Annotated in this window: 12 protein-coding genes and 2 pseudogenes; 7 read left to right on the top strand and 7 right to left on the bottom strand. The window is 73.7% G+C overall.

Going from position 1 to position 12685, the window contains the following annotated elements:
* The first annotated feature begins 49 nt into the window (after positions 1 to 49).
* Positions 50 to 1273 (top strand): RNA-guided endonuclease InsQ/TnpB family protein, encoded by a 1224-nt coding sequence (locus ACIPM1_RS09635; RefSeq protein ID WP_402431858.1) that lies wholly within the window; start codon positions 50 to 52, stop codon positions 1271 to 1273.
* Positions 1274 to 1333: 60 nt separating this feature from the next.
* Positions 1334 to 1615, top strand: a pseudogene (locus tag ACIPM1_RS09630) (TIGR02452 family protein); the annotation flags it as partial.
* Here the strand turns inward: ACIPM1_RS09630 and ACIPM1_RS09625 are convergent.
* Positions 1569 to 2015 (bottom strand): type II toxin-antitoxin system PemK/MazF family toxin, encoded by a 447-nt coding sequence (locus ACIPM1_RS09625; RefSeq protein WP_402431293.1) that lies wholly within the window; start codon positions 2013 to 2015, stop codon positions 1569 to 1571. The pseudogene ACIPM1_RS09630 and the gene ACIPM1_RS09625 overlap by 47 nt on opposite strands.
* Positions 2016 to 2102: 87 nt before the next feature.
* Entirely contained in the window at positions 2103 to 2549 is a 447-nt protein-coding gene (locus ACIPM1_RS09620) for a cupin domain-containing protein (RefSeq protein WP_402431290.1), read from the bottom strand.
* A gap of 135 nt (positions 2550 to 2684) precedes the next feature.
* Between ACIPM1_RS09620 and ACIPM1_RS09615 the strand changes: the two genes are divergently transcribed.
* Positions 2685 to 3353: a helix-turn-helix transcriptional regulator gene (locus ACIPM1_RS09615; protein WP_402431288.1), complete on the top strand. Its 669-nt coding sequence runs from the start codon at positions 2685 to 2687 to the stop codon at positions 3351 to 3353.
* 46 nt (positions 3354 to 3399) lie between these two features.
* Positions 3400 to 3828 (top strand): hypothetical protein, encoded by a 429-nt coding sequence (locus tag ACIPM1_RS09610; protein ID WP_356181819.1) that lies wholly within the window; start codon positions 3400 to 3402, stop codon positions 3826 to 3828.
* Between the two features lie 55 nt (positions 3829 to 3883).
* Here the strand turns inward: ACIPM1_RS09610 and ACIPM1_RS09605 are convergent, their stop codons facing one another.
* From ACIPM1_RS09605 to ACIPM1_RS09585, 5 genes are all read right to left on the bottom strand, one after another.
* Positions 3884 to 5368, bottom strand: coding sequence for an SPFH domain-containing protein (locus tag ACIPM1_RS09605; RefSeq protein WP_402431284.1), 1485 nt, complete (start codon positions 5366 to 5368; stop codon positions 3884 to 3886).
* A 134-nt stretch (positions 5369 to 5502) separates the two neighbouring features.
* A complete protein-coding gene (locus ACIPM1_RS09600; protein ID WP_356181824.1) occupies positions 5503 to 5718 on the bottom strand; it encodes a hypothetical protein in 216 nt (71 codons plus the stop codon).
* Between the two features lie 28 nt (positions 5719 to 5746).
* On the bottom strand, positions 5747 to 7171 hold the full coding sequence (locus tag ACIPM1_RS09595; RefSeq protein WP_402431280.1) for an amidase: 1425 nt from the start codon (positions 7169 to 7171) through the stop codon (positions 5747 to 5749).
* Positions 7172 to 7371: 200 nt separating this feature from the next.
* Entirely contained in the window at positions 7372 to 8346 is a 975-nt protein-coding gene (locus ACIPM1_RS09590; RefSeq protein WP_402431277.1) for an alpha/beta hydrolase, read from the bottom strand.
* Positions 8347 to 8838: 492 nt separating this feature from the next.
* Positions 8839 to 9396, bottom strand: a complete 558-nt coding sequence (locus ACIPM1_RS09585) for an NAD(P)H-dependent oxidoreductase (RefSeq protein WP_402431274.1) — start codon at positions 9394 to 9396, stop codon at positions 8839 to 8841.
* Between the two features lie 118 nt (positions 9397 to 9514).
* Between ACIPM1_RS09585 and ACIPM1_RS09580 the strand changes: the two genes are divergently transcribed.
* The 3 genes and pseudogenes from ACIPM1_RS09580 (at position 9515) to ACIPM1_RS09570 (ending at position 12630) form a co-directional block, all read left to right on the top strand.
* Complete coding sequence (locus ACIPM1_RS09580; RefSeq protein ID WP_402431271.1) at positions 9515 to 10186, top strand: TetR/AcrR family transcriptional regulator; 672 nt, start codon at positions 9515 to 9517, stop codon at positions 10184 to 10186.
* A gap of 84 nt (positions 10187 to 10270) precedes the next feature.
* On the top strand, positions 10271 to 11299 hold the full coding sequence (locus ACIPM1_RS09575) for a LacI family DNA-binding transcriptional regulator (protein WP_402431268.1): 1029 nt from the start codon (positions 10271 to 10273) through the stop codon (positions 11297 to 11299).
* Positions 11300 to 11407: 108 nt separating this feature from the next.
* Positions 11408 to 12630, top strand: a pseudogene (locus ACIPM1_RS09570) (RNA-guided endonuclease InsQ/TnpB family protein).
* Positions 12631 to 12685: the final 55 nt, after the last annotated feature.

Here is a 12685-nt window from a genome sequence, read left to right as displayed (position 1 = left end):
CCTGATGTTCTGCATGTCAGCCATCACCCGACTTTGTAGGGTGATCGGTATGCAGCTTCGGTACGGCTTCCGCCTGTACCCGGCACCGTGCCAACGCGCGGCGCTGGCGAGGGCGTTCGGGTGCGCCCGCGTGGTGTTCAACGAAGCGGTGCGCGCTCGTGAAGACGCCCGCGCGGCGGGCAGGCCGTTCCCGAGCGCGGCCGAGCTGTCCCGCACCCTGATCACCCAGGCCAAGCGGACCGCCGAACGTGCCTGGCTGGGCGAGGTCTCCGCAGTGGTGCTGCAGCAGGCGCCGCGCGACGCGGAGGCCGCCTACCGCAACTTCTTCGCCTCCCTCAAAGGCGAGCGCAAGGGCCCGAAGCTGGGCGCGCCGAAGTTCAAGTCGCGCAAGGACTCACGGCAGTCGATCCGGTTCACCGCGAACGCCCGCTGGTCCATCACCCCGGCCGGGCGGCTGAACCTGCCGAAGATCGGTGAGGTACGGGTGAAGTGGTCCCGCGCCCTGCCGTGTGTGCCGTCTTCGGTGACCGTCATCAAGGACGCCGCGGGCCGGTACTTCGCGTCCTTCGTCATCGACACCGACCCGGAGGCGGACGCGCGGCGCATGCCCGACGCCGAGGCCGGCATCGGGATCGATCTCGGGCTGACGCACTTCGCGGTGCTGTCCGACGGCATGAAGATCGGCTCCCCGCGTTTCCTGCGCCGCGCGGAGAAGAAGCTGAAGAGGACACAGCGGGAGCTGTCCCGCAAGCAGAAGGGATCAAAAAACGGCGAGAAGGCCCGCCGGAAGGTGGCCCGCGCGCACGCGCGGGTGGCTGACGCGCGCCGCGAGTTCCACCATCAGCTCTCCACGAAGCTGATCCGCGAGAACCGAGCGGTCGCCGTGGAGGACCTGGCGGTGGGCGGCCTGGCGCGGACCCGGCTGGCCAAGTCCGTGCATGATGCGGGCTGGTCGACGTTCGTGCACATGTTGGAGTACAAGGCGCAGCGGTACGGGCGCACCTTCGTCAAGGTCGGCCGGTTCGAGCCCACCAGCCAGGTGTGCTCCGTCTGCGGGCACCGCGACGGGCCCAAACCCCTCAGCGTGCGGGAGTGGACTTGCGCGGCCTGCGGCACCGTCCACGACCGGGACCACAACGCCGCGAAGAACGTGAAACCGGCCGCCGGACTGGCGGTGACAGCCTGTGGAGCGCCGGTAAGACCAGAACCCGTTCTGGCACAGCGCGAGGAAGCAGGAAGCCGCGGAAGCCCGCCCGATGCCCGTGCCGCCTAGCGGCACAGCATCGAGCGAGCAGGCCGGAATCTCCCTCCTTCAGGAGGGAGAGCAAGTCAACGGCGACTGGTCCTCGGGGCCTGGGGCTGCGGGGTGTTCCGGAACGACCCGGCGCGGGTGGCGGGTGCCTTCCGCGCCCTGCTCGGGCCCGGCGGGCGGTTCGCGGGCACCTTCGAGCACGTGGTGTTCGGGGTGCTGGACCGCACGCCGGGGAGCGTGGTGCGCGCCGCGTTCGCGCGGACGTTCCCCGAGCCACAGCTCGGGGGTCAGGGCCTGTCCGGCGGGGGCGGGCGCGTCAGTTCCAGCCGTACCGCTCCCGCAGGCGGTGCACGACGGAGTTGAACCGCATCCGGTCCAGCGCGCACGCCTCGCGGCGCATGCCCTGCTCGTGCAGGCGCAGCACGCGGTCGACGTCCACCCAGGAGTCACGCCCGGTCCGGTCCCAGGGGCCGTTGCCTATGGGGACCCACTCCCGGTCGCCGTCGTGCCGCTTGCTGGACAACTGGACGGCGAGAAACGTTCCGGCCGGCTCGCGGGCCACGACCAGCACCGGTCGGTCCTTGCCCCGCCCGTCGTTCTCCTCGAAGGGCACCCAGGTCCACACGATCTCCCCGGGGTCCGGGTCGCCGTCGTGGTCGGGGGAGTACTCGGTCCGCACCCGGCCGACCTCGCGGGGGTCGGCCTCGGTGGTGGCGGTGGGGCCGTGGCGGCCGGGGACGCTCTCATCGGTAAACGCAGTCACGGGGGCACACCCTAGAGCGTGCGCACGCGAGCGCCGCGGGCGGCCCGTGAGGCGGTCAACTGCCGTACGTGCGGGGGCGTGGGCCGCTCAGCGCGCGGAGCCCTCGGTGTAGCGGCGGATCCGCATGCCCGGGCGGCGCCGGTGCACCGTCAGATAGGCCAGTCCGTCCGTGCCCGCGGTGAGGGCGCGGGTGGAGCCGTGCGGCAGCCACACCACGGCGCCCTCGGCCAGGAGGCGCGGCTCCTCGGTGGCGCCCGCGCCGAGCACGCCGTCACCGGAGACGACGAGGAGCAGCACGTCCAGATCCGCCTCGGCGTGCGGGGCGATGCGGGAGCCCGGGCTCAACCGGACGAGATTCGCGTCGAGTTGGCGTCCGGCCTCCGTGAGCTTCCACAGCACCCCGGAGGGGTCCGGCCCGGCGTCGGCCGGCACCCGGACGTCGTACAGGACGCGCGGGTCGGTCGCGGCCGGCGTGACCGGTACGGCAGGCCCGGCCGGCGCGGCCGGGACGGTCGACTCGGTGGGCGGTGTCATGGCGTTCCCCGTGTTTCCTCAGTGCCCTGCATTCCCGTCGTCCCCTCTGGTTGTGGCGCCGGTGCCTCATTATTACATGTAGTATTCGTAAAAAATCGCCGCGGGTGCGGCGGAGGTCAGGAAGGGTGAAGGCGCGTGGCCACCACGCAGGAGAGTCCCCGCCGGCGCGAGGTGCTGGATGTGCTGCGGGCCGCCCCGGCGCCGCTCGGGGTCGCCGAGACGGCCGAGCGGATCGGCGTCCACCCCAACACCGTGCGCTTCCACCTCGACGCCCTGGTGGCCGACGGCCTGGTCCAGCGGCGGGTGGAGGAGCCCTCGGGGCGCGGTCGCCCCCGTACCGTGTACGCGCCGCAGCCCGGCATGGACCGCGGCGGCACGCGCGGCTACCGCCTGCTGGCGCAGATGCTGCTCAGCCGGCTGGCCGCCGAGGGCCCCGGGGCGCGGGAGAGCGCGACGGAGGCGGGCCGGGCCTGGGGCAGCTTCCTCGTCGATCCGCTGCCGCCCTTCGAGCGGCCGACGGCCGAGGGATCGGCCGCTCGCCTGGTCGCCCTGCTGGACGACCTGGGCTTCGCGCCGGTCGCGGAGCGGGACGGCGACGGCGGGCCGCCGCGCCGGATCCGGCTGCGCCACTGCCCCTTCCTCGAACTGGCGGAGGAATACGGTCAATTGGTGTGCCCGCTGCATCTGGGGCTGATGCAGGGCGCCCTGGTCGAGCTGCGGGCCCCGCTGACCGCGGCCGGGCTCGAACCGTTCGCCGCCCCCGACTCCTGCCTGGCCCACCTGGCCGAGGCCACCGCCGCATGACGCACACCGGCCGCGGGCCGCGCCCCGGCAGAAAGGCAGCACCCCGATGAACACCACCTCGGCCGCCACGGCGAGCGCGGTCACCTTCGTCTGGCTCGGCATGGTACTGGCGATCTCCTTCCTGGAGGCGCCGCTGAAGTTCCGCGCCCCGGGCGTGACGATCCCCATCGGCCTGGGCATCGGCCGGCTGGTCTTCCGGGCGCTGAACCTCGTGGAGGTCGCCTTCGCCGTCGCCGTGATCGCCGCGGTCGCCGCGGGCGGCGCACCGGCCCCGATCGCCGGACTGACCGGCGCGGTGGCCCTGGTGCTGCTCGGTCAGCTGGCCGTCGTCCGCCCGCGCCTGAACCGCCGGTCCGACCGGGTCCTCGCGGGTGAGGACCTGCCGCGCTCGCGCGGCCACGTCGCCTATGTGGCCCTGGAGACGGCCAAGGTGGTGGTCCTGGTCGTCCTGGGCGTGAGCCTGCTCGCGGCGTGACGACGGCCCGGAGCCCGCGCCGAGGCGGGGGCTCCGGGCCGTGTCCGGACGGGCCTCAGCTCTCGTCGCGCTCCACCGGCACCTTCTGGGCCGGCGGCACCGCACCGTTCGGCGACGGCGAAGTGCCGTTCGCGTGCCCGTTCTGGTTCATCGACGACAGCAGCTGCCGGGCCAGGCCCAGCCCGGTGCCGCCCATGGTGAGCGCCTTGGCGAACAACTCGGCCATGCCGTCGGCGCCGTTGAGCAGCACCATGTTGTCGACATTGCCGAAGGCCGACGCGCCGGCCTGGACGATCTCCGGCCAGTTCTCGGCGAGTTGCTGGGCGACGACGGCCTCCTGGTTCTCGGCCAGGGCGGCCGCCCGCGCCTTGATGGCCTCCGCCTCCGCCAGGCCCTTGGCCTTGGTCGCCTCGGCGTCCGCCAGGCCCCTCGCCTGTGCCGAGGCCGCCTCGGCCTCACCGGTGGCCCGGGTCGCCGCCGCGGTGGCCGCGCCCCGGGTCTTGGTGGCCTCGGCCTCGGCGCCCGCGGCCGTCTTCACCCGGGTCGCCTCGGCCGCCGCCGCGAGCTCCGTCTCCTTGGCCTTGGCCTGCGCCGCCGAGATCCGCGCGTCGCGCTCGGCCTCGGCCAGCGTGCGCTTCTCGTAGGCCTTGGCGTCCGCGGGCTTGCGCACGTCCGCCTGGAGCTGCTGCTCGCGCCGGTGCGCCTCCAGCTCGGCGACGCGCGTCTCCTGGACGACGACCTCCTGCCGGGCCGCGGCGTCGGCGAGCGGACCCGCCTGCCGGGCCTTCGCGCCCGCCTTGTCCCGCTCGGCCTGATAACCGGCCTGCAGGATCTCGCTGTCCCGGGTGGCCTCGGCCATCCGGGCGAACGACTGCTGCTCCGCCTCCGTGGCGAGACGATTCGCCTCCGCCTGCGCGATGCGCGCGTCCCGCTGGACGGCCGCCGCGTGCGGCATGGCCAGGTTCTGGATGTAGCCGGTCGGGTCCTCGATCTCGTGGATCTGCAGCGAGTCGACGATCAGGCCGAGCTTCTCCATCTCCGTGCCGCAGGCCGCCCGGGTCTGCCCGGTGAGCTTCTCCCGGTCGCGGATCATGTCCTCGACCGTCAACCCGCCCACGATGGAGCGCAGATGACCGGCGAAGACGTTGTGCACCCGCTCCGACATCAGCCTCTGCTGGTCCAGGAAACGACGGGCCGCGTTGGCGATCGACACGAAGTCGTCGCCCACCTTGAAGATGACCACGCCCCGCACCTTGAGCGGAATGCCCTGGTGGGTCACGCAGTCCACCTGGAGTTCGGTCTCGTTCAGATCCAGGGAGAGCTTGCGCACCGCCTGCACCCCGGGCAGCACCAGCGTGCCGCGCCCGGTGACGATGCGGAAGCCCATGCCCTCCTCGAGACCCTCGGTCCGGTGCTTCGAACCGGAGATGATGAGCGCCTCGTTCGGCTCGGCCACCCGCCACATCATCTTGAACAGACCGATCAGCACGAGAACGGCAACGACGACCGCCCCCGCAACGACGCCGACAACCATCGGCATACGCCCCCTTTGCATGGTGCCCTTTCGGCACCGAACGAAGGGGAGTGTGCTCCTGCGCGAGGCCGGGGTGAAGACGCCGGCGGATCCTTGTTGCAATCTTGACGCGAACGGGCCTCACCTGCGGAGGATCCGGCTCAACTGTCGTACGCCGCCGTGACGTAGACGGTTCGCGGGGGCAGGTACTCCACCACCATCACGACCGTCCCCCGCTCGAGGCGGTCCGTCCCCGCCGGGTAGGCGAGGAAGTGCTCGGCCCCGCCGCGCACGCGGACGATCACCTCACCGACCAGCCCGGGCCCGACCGTTCCGGTGACCCGCCCCATCAGCCCCACCATCGACGCATCGTCCATGGTCACAGCGTACGGGCTGCGAACCCGCTCACGGGGTGGCGGAGTCCGCGACGGTCCGCTCGGCCGGCCACCGCTCGTGCCAGCGCAGCTCCGCCTCCAACTGCGCGGCCAGCGACACCAGCAGCGGTTCGCTGTTCGCCGGGCCGAGGAGCTGTGCGCCGACCGGGAGCCCGCCGGCGACGAAGCCCGCGGGCACGTTCACGCCGGGCCAGCCCAGGACGTTCCACGGCCAGGCGTAGGGGCAGACGGCGATCATGGCGCGGTCGGTGGCCAGCCCCCCGAGGTCCCGCATCGCGCCGATCCGGGGCGGGGGACCGGCCGTCGTCGGCGCGAGCACCACGTCGTACGCCTCGAAGAACGCCCCGATACGGCGGTGCATGACCGCCTCGGCGCGCCGGGCCGCCCGCAGCGGGACCCCACCGAGCAGCCGGCCCAGCCGGGCGGCGCCGTGGGTGCGGCGGTCCAGCAGCCGGGGGTCGGGCGCCTCCCGCACCCGTTCGGCGATGCCGGCGGTGGCGCGCGGCACGAAGGTCAGCCCGATCTGCCCGTACGGCGGGTCGGCCTCCTCGACCAGATGTCCCGCGGCCGCCAGCCGGTCCGCGAGGGCGACGACCCGGGCCCGCACCTCCGGATCGAGCCGGGCCGGCACGGCGGTGAACGGCGGCTTGAGGGAGAGCGCGATGCGCAGCCGGCCGGGGTCACGGCCCACCGCCGCCGACACTTCCAGCGGCAGGGGGCGGTGCGGGTCCCGCGGGTGGTTGCCACTCGCCGCGTCCAGAAGCAGGGCGGCGTCGGCCACGGTGCGCGCCAGCGTGCCGTTGACCGTGATGCCGTGGAAGGACTCGCCGCGCGGCCAGGTCGACACGCGGCCGCGCTGCGGCTTGATGCCGACCAGGTGCGTCCAGGCGGCCGGGATGCGCACCGAGCCGGCGCCGTCCGAGCCGAGGGCGGCCGGCACCAGTCCGGCGGCGACCGCGGCCGCCGAACCGCCGGACGAGCCGCCCGGGGTGCGGTCGGTGGCCCACGGGTTGCGGGTGTCGCCGAAGGCGGGCCCCTCGGTGAAGGGCCACTGCCCGAACTCGCAGGTGTTGGTCTTGCCGACGATCACGGCACCGGCCGCGCGCAGCCGCCGTACCGCCTCGCCGTCCTCCGGCACCGGCGGGAACTCCCCCTGGCAGCCGAAAGCGGTGGGCTCGCCCGCCACATCCATGTCGTCCTTCACGGCCACCGGGACACCGAGCAGCGGCCGCCGCGCCCCGGCGGACAGTTCCCGGTCAGCCGCCTCCGCCTCGGCGAGCGCGGCCTCGGCCCGCACGATGCGGAAGGCGTTCAGGGCGCCCTGCGCCGCCTCGATCCGGGACAGCGTCTCGGCGACGAGCGCGCGGGACGACACCTCCCCGGCGGCGAGGGCACGGGCGGTCGCGGCCAGGCCGGCGGCACGGTCGAGCGTCATGCGGGACACCTCCGGGAACGTCGGTCTACTGAACGGTAACGTCCGGGGAGGGCGCAGCGGAACGGCGCCTGCGGGCGCTTCGCCGCCCACCTTGCCGAGGGAGGCCGGAGAAACGTTTCATCCGGCGTCGGACCGGCTCGGCTCGGCTCCGGTGACGGCGGCCCGGGCGGCGGTCGGACGGCGGTCCGGGCGGCGGCCGGTCACCGCGCGAGCAGTCTGCGCAGCCAGTCCAGGTGCGCGGCCTGCGCGGACCGGGACACGGCCGCCTGCGGGGCGAAGCCGTCGAAGCCGTGGAAGCCGCCGGGCCAGACGTGGAGTTCGGCCACACCGCCGGCCTGCCAGATGCGGGAGGCGTAGGCGACGACCTCGTCCCGGAAGGTCTCCGCGGAGCCGACGTCGAGGAAGGCCGGGGGGAGGCCCGACAGGTCCTCGGCGCGGGCGGGCGCCGCGTAGGGGGACACGTCCGGGCCGCCTCGCCGGTCGCCGAGCAGTGCCGTCCAGCCGGTCTCGTTGGCCGCGCGGTCCCAGGGGGCGACGCCCTCCATCTGATGGGCGGAGGGGCTGTCGTTGCGGTCGTCGAGCATCGGGTACAGCAGCATCTGCCCGGCCGGGCGCGGGCCCCCGCGGTCCCTGAGCAGCAGCGCCAGCGCGGCGGCCAGGCCACCGCCCGCGCTGGCTCCGACGAGGACGATCCGCTCCGGGTCGCCGCCCAGCTCCTCGGCGTGCTCCGCCGTCCACAGCAGGCCGGCGTGGACGTCCTCGACGGGCGCGGGATGCGGATGCTCCGGTGCCAGCCGGTATTCCACCGACACCACGACCGCGCCGAGTTCCCGGGCCCAGTCCAGGGCCGTGCTCACCCCGAGTCGGTTGGTGCCGAGGACCATGCCGCCGCCGTGGATGTGGTAGATCACCGGTCGCGGCGTGCCGTCCGCCGGCCCGGTCGGGCGGCAGACCAGCAGGGAGACGTCGGGCGCGTTCCGGGGGCCGAGCACCGTCCGGTCCTCCACCTCGAAGGCGCCGTCCATGGTCAGGTCCAGCGCCTCGGCCAACTCGACGGCCGGGCCCCTGCGGGCGTCCGGGATGTCGTCCGGAGTGAAGTCCGACCGCAGCAGTTCCTCGCACGGCTCCAGGGCGGCGGCGAGCTCGGGGTCGAACGGGGGCGGGACCTGGGTCATGGGTGCTCCTGCTCCGGGTGCGGGACGCGGTGGCCCGTACGGCGATGGACGCGATCCGTGTACCCCGCCCTCGCGCCACCGAGCCGCACGGCACAGCGTGGCACGGCAGACCCGGCACGGGTTCGGCCCCGGTACGGGTACGGCTCTGGCACGGGTACGGCTCTGGCTCGGGTGCGGCGCCGGCGCGGCACAGCCCCGGTACGGCAGAGTCCCGCCACGGGTACGGCCCCGGCACTGCGGGGCCCCAGCACTGAGGGGCCGGAGCGGTGAACGCTCCGGCCCCTTCGCGGTATGTCGCACCCGTCCCGGCGTGCCGCCCCTTCCGGGCGCGCCGCCTCTTCAGGCCGCCCGGGCAGCGGTACGGCCCGGGCCCCGGCCTCGACCGAGGCCCCGGCTCGGACAGCCCAGGTTCAGGCCGGCCCAGGTTCAAGCCTGGGCCAGGTTCAGGCCGGCCCAGGTTCAGGCCGGCCCAGGTTCAAGCCCCGCCCAGGCTCAGGCGGCCGCGCCGACCGTGCCGTGCAGGCGGGCGACGACCTCGGTCAGCTGCGCGGCGACCTCGGCGTCGTCGACCGGGTGGGTCTCGGCGAAGCGGGTCACGGAACCGGGGATGGACAGCTTCAGGTCCTCGATCACCTTGCCGCCGGCGATGCCCACGGCCTTGCGGGTGTCGTCCTGCGCCCAGACGCCGCCGTACTGGCCGAAGGCGGTGCCGACCACGGCGACGGGCTTGCCGCCGAAGGCGCCGGCGCCGTACGGGCGGGACAGCCAGTCGATGGCGTTCTTCAGCACGGCCGGGATGGTGCCGTTGTACTCGGGCGAGAAGAAGAGGAAGGCGTCGGCGGACTGGGCGGCCGCGCGCAGCCGGGCGGCCGCGGCGGGCACGCCGCCCTCGACGTCGACGTCCTCGTTGTAGAAGGGCACGTCGGCCAGGCCCTCGAACAGCTCGACCTCGGCACCCGCGGGGGCGAGCTTGACGGCGGCCTCGGCGAGCTGACGGTTGTGCGAACCGGCGCGAAGGCTGCCGACGAGCGCGAGGATGCGAACAGACATGGGGGACTCCAAGGGAGGGTGAAACACTGCGGTAACGATCCGGACCGAGGTCCGCTTAATGTCTATCAGGCTAACCGGACCGGGGTCCAGTTTCATTCCCGTGCTTTACGCTGTCTTCATGTCCAGCGCTCTGCCGCCCCTCCCCGGACCACAGGAGTCCCTAGACAACCCGGTCCTGCTCCAGCTCGGCACCGGTGTGGACGAGCCGTGCCTGCGCGCCGACGCCGCGCGCAACCGCGCCCGGCTGCTGGACGCCGCCGCCCGCCTGGTGGCGGAGCACGGCGCGGCCGGCGTCACGATGGAGGCGGTGGCCGCGGCCGCCCAGGTGGGCAAGGGGACGGTCTTCCGCCGCTTCGGCGACCGTACCGGCCTGCTGCGGGCGCTGCTGGACCACTCCGAGAAGAAGTTCCAGGCCGCCCTCCTCAGCGGCCCGCCCCCGCTCGGGCCGGGCGCCCCGCCCGTGGAGCGGCTGCGCGCGTTCGGCTGCGCCACCCTGCGCCGCACCGCCGCCGAACTGGAGCTGCAAATGGCGGCCGAATCCGGTCCCGACCGCCGCTACCTGGTGCCGGCCCGCCGGGTCCAGTACGCCCATGTGGCCATGCTGCTGCGGCAGGCGGTGCCGGACGGGGACAGCGAACTGCTCGCGCACTCCCTGATGGGGTACCTCGACCCGGTCCTCGTCCACCACCTGACCCGGCAGTGCCAGATCCCCATGGACCGGCTGCAGGCCGGCTGGCAGGACCTGGTCGCGCGCGTGACCAGCACGGGGACGCCCCGGCAGGACGCCTGAGGAACCCGCGGGACCTGGCGGGCGGCAGGCCCCGCGCCGCTCCCGCTCGCCCCGCCCCGAGCGCTCCCGACCGCTTCTGCCAGGATGCGGTACGTCATGGTGCAGATACCGGAACCGCCCGTGCCCTCGCCGCCCACGAGCGCCGACGTGGCGCGCCTGGCCGGAGTATCCCGCGCGACTGTCTCCTACGTCCTGAACGACAGCAGCGCCGTGCGGATCAGCGAACCCACGCGCCGCCGGGTCCACGAGGCCGCCAGGGAGCTCGGGTACGTGCCCCACGCGGCCGCCCGCAGCCTGCGCGCCGGCCACAGCCGCATGGTGCTGATGCCCGCGCCGGCCACTGCGGCCGGGCCCCTCTACAGCAGGTTCATCGACGAGCTCCAGGGGGCGCTCGGCCGCCTCGACTACACCGTCGTGCAGCACGGCACCCCGGGCCGGCACGGCGACGAGGCCGCCCGGGCCTGGGCCGAGCTGAGACCGGCCGCCGTGCTGGTGCCCGGCTCCGGCCTCGGCCCGGAGGGCGTAGCGGTGCTCCGACGTGCCGGCGCCCGCGCCGTGGTCACCCTCGGCACCGAGTCCGTCGAGGGCGCCCACGCCCTGCTCATGGACCACGAGGCCGTCGGCCATTGCGCGGGCGTCCACCTGCGCGCCCGCGGCCGGCGCCGGATCGGCGTGGTCGTGCCCGAGGACCGCGGGCTGGACGTCTTCTCCCGGCCCCGCCTGGCCGGCGTGCGGCGCGCCCTCCACGGCACCGGCGGCACCGTGACCGAGCTGCCGCTGGCCTACCAGGAGCGGTCCGCCGCCCGGCTGGCCGACCGCTGGCGCGGCCTCGGTCTCGACGCGGTCTTCGCCTTCAACGACGAGTACGCCATGCTCCTGATGCGCGCCCTGCAGGACGCGGGTGTCCGCATCCCCGAGGACGCGGCCGTCGTCGGCGCCGACGACCTGCTGCTCGGCCGTCTGCTGCGGCCGCGGCTGAGCACCGTCCACATCGAGCTGCCCTCCGGCCGCGACCTCGCCGAACTCGTCGACCGCGCCGTACGCGACCCGGGCACCCCGCTCCAGAGGCACAGGGTGCTGGGCGCGACGGTCGTGCACCGCGAGTCCAGCTGACGCTGTGCGGCCGCTACTGGGATCGATTCGCAGTGCACCGGCCTTCAGTGCCGGCCAGTCCTGCTGTTCTGCATGTCAGCCATCACCCGACTTTGTAGGGTGATCGGTATGCAGCTTCGGTACGGCTTCCGCCTGTACCCGGCACCGTGCCAACGCGCGGCGCTGGCGAGGGCGTTCGGGTGCGCCCGCGTGGTGTTCAACGAAGCGGTGCGCGCTCGTGAAGACGCCCGCGCGGCGGGCAGGCCGTTCCCGAGCGCGGCCGAGCTGTCCCGCACCCTGATCACCCAGGCCAAGCGGACCGCCGAACGTGCCTGGCTGGGCGAGGTCTCCGCGGTGGTGCTGCAGCAGGCGCTGCGCGACGCGGAGGCCGCCTACCGCAACTTCTTCGCCTCCCTCAAGGGGCAGCGCACGGGCCCAGGCTGGGCGCGCCGAGATTCAAGTCGCGCAAGGATTCACGGCAGTCGATCCGGTTCACCGCGAACGCCCGCTGGTCCATCACCCCGGCCGGGCGGCTGAGCCTGCCGAAGATCGGCCGGGTGCGGGTCACGTGGTCACGGACGCTGCCGTGTGTGCCCTCTTCGGTGACCGTGATCAAGGATGCGGCGGGCCGGTACTTCGCGTCCTTCGTCATCGACACCGACCCCGAGGCGGACGCGCAGCGCATGCCCGACACCGAGGCCGGCATCGGCATCGACCTCGGACTGGCCCACTTTGCGGTGCTGTCCGACGGCACGAAGATCGGCTCCCCGCGTTTCCTGCGCCGCGCGGAGAAGAAGCTGAAGAGGACACAGCGGGAGCTGTCCCGCAAGCAGAAGGGATCAAAAAACGGCGAGAAGGCCCGCCGGAAAGCCGCCCGCGCCCACGCCAAGGCGGCTGACGCGCGCCGGGACTTCCACCACCAGCTCTCCACGAAGCTGATCCGCGAGAACCAAGCGGTCGCCGTGGAGGACCTGGCGGTGAAGGGACTCGCGCGCACCCGGCTGGCCAAGAGCGTGCATGATGCGGGCTGGTCGACGTTCGTGCACATGCTGGAGTACAAGGCGCAGCGGTACGGGCGCACCTTCGTCAAGGTCGGCCGGTTCGAGCCCACCAGCCAGGTGTGCTCCGTCTGCGGGCACCGCGACGGGCCCAAACCCCTCAGCGTGCGGGAGTGGACTTGCGCGGCCTGCGGCACCGTCCACGACCGGGACCACAACGCCGCGAAGAACGTGAAATCGGCCGCCGGACTGGCGGTGACAGCCTGTGGAGCGCCGGTAAGACCAGAACCCGTTCTGGCGCAGCGCGAGGAAGCAGGAAGCCGCGGAAGCCCGCCCGATGCCCGTGCCGCCTAGCGGCACAGCATCGAGCGAGCAGGCCGGAATCTCCCTCCTTCAGGAGGGAGAGCAA

Source organism: Streptomyces sp. NPDC086766, assembly GCF_044746005.1.
Lineage (GTDB): Bacteria > Actinomycetota > Actinomycetes > Streptomycetales > Streptomycetaceae > Streptomyces.
The sequence above is the reverse complement of the archived record's forward strand: the minus strand, read 5'-3'. Positions and strand labels throughout refer to the sequence as shown.

Bases quoted from the DNA above. Each gene is read 5' to 3' on its own strand.
- ACIPM1_RS09635 (WP_402431858.1), top strand. From the start codon at position 50: ATGCAGCTTCGGTACGGCTTCCGCCTGTACCCGGCACCGTGCCAACGC.
- ACIPM1_RS09620 (WP_402431290.1), bottom strand. From the start codon at position 2,549: ATGACACCGCCCACCGAGTCGACCGTCCCGGCCGCGCCGGCCGGGCCT.
- ACIPM1_RS09610 (WP_356181819.1), top strand. From the start codon at position 3,400: ATGAACACCACCTCGGCCGCCACGGCGAGCGCGGTCACCTTCGTCTGG.
- ACIPM1_RS09605 (WP_402431284.1), bottom strand. From the start codon at position 5,368: ATGCCGATGGTTGTCGGCGTCGTTGCGGGGGCGGTCGTCGTTGCCGTT.
- ACIPM1_RS09600 (WP_356181824.1), bottom strand. From the start codon at position 5,718: ATGGACGATGCGTCGATGGTGGGGCTGATGGGGCGGGTCACCGGAACG.
- ACIPM1_RS09595 (WP_402431280.1), bottom strand. From the start codon at position 7,171: ATGACGCTCGACCGTGCCGCCGGCCTGGCCGCGACCGCCCGTGCCCTC.
- ACIPM1_RS09590 (WP_402431277.1), bottom strand. From the start codon at position 8,346: ATGACCCAGGTCCCGCCCCCGTTCGACCCCGAGCTCGCCGCCGCCCTG.
- ACIPM1_RS09585 (WP_402431274.1), bottom strand. From the start codon at position 9,396: ATGTCTGTTCGCATCCTCGCGCTCGTCGGCAGCCTTCGCGCCGGTTCG.
- ACIPM1_RS09580 (WP_402431271.1), top strand. From the start codon at position 9,515: ATGTCCAGCGCTCTGCCGCCCCTCCCCGGACCACAGGAGTCCCTAGAC.
- ACIPM1_RS09575 (WP_402431268.1), top strand. From the start codon at position 10,271: ATGCGGTACGTCATGGTGCAGATACCGGAACCGCCCGTGCCCTCGCCG.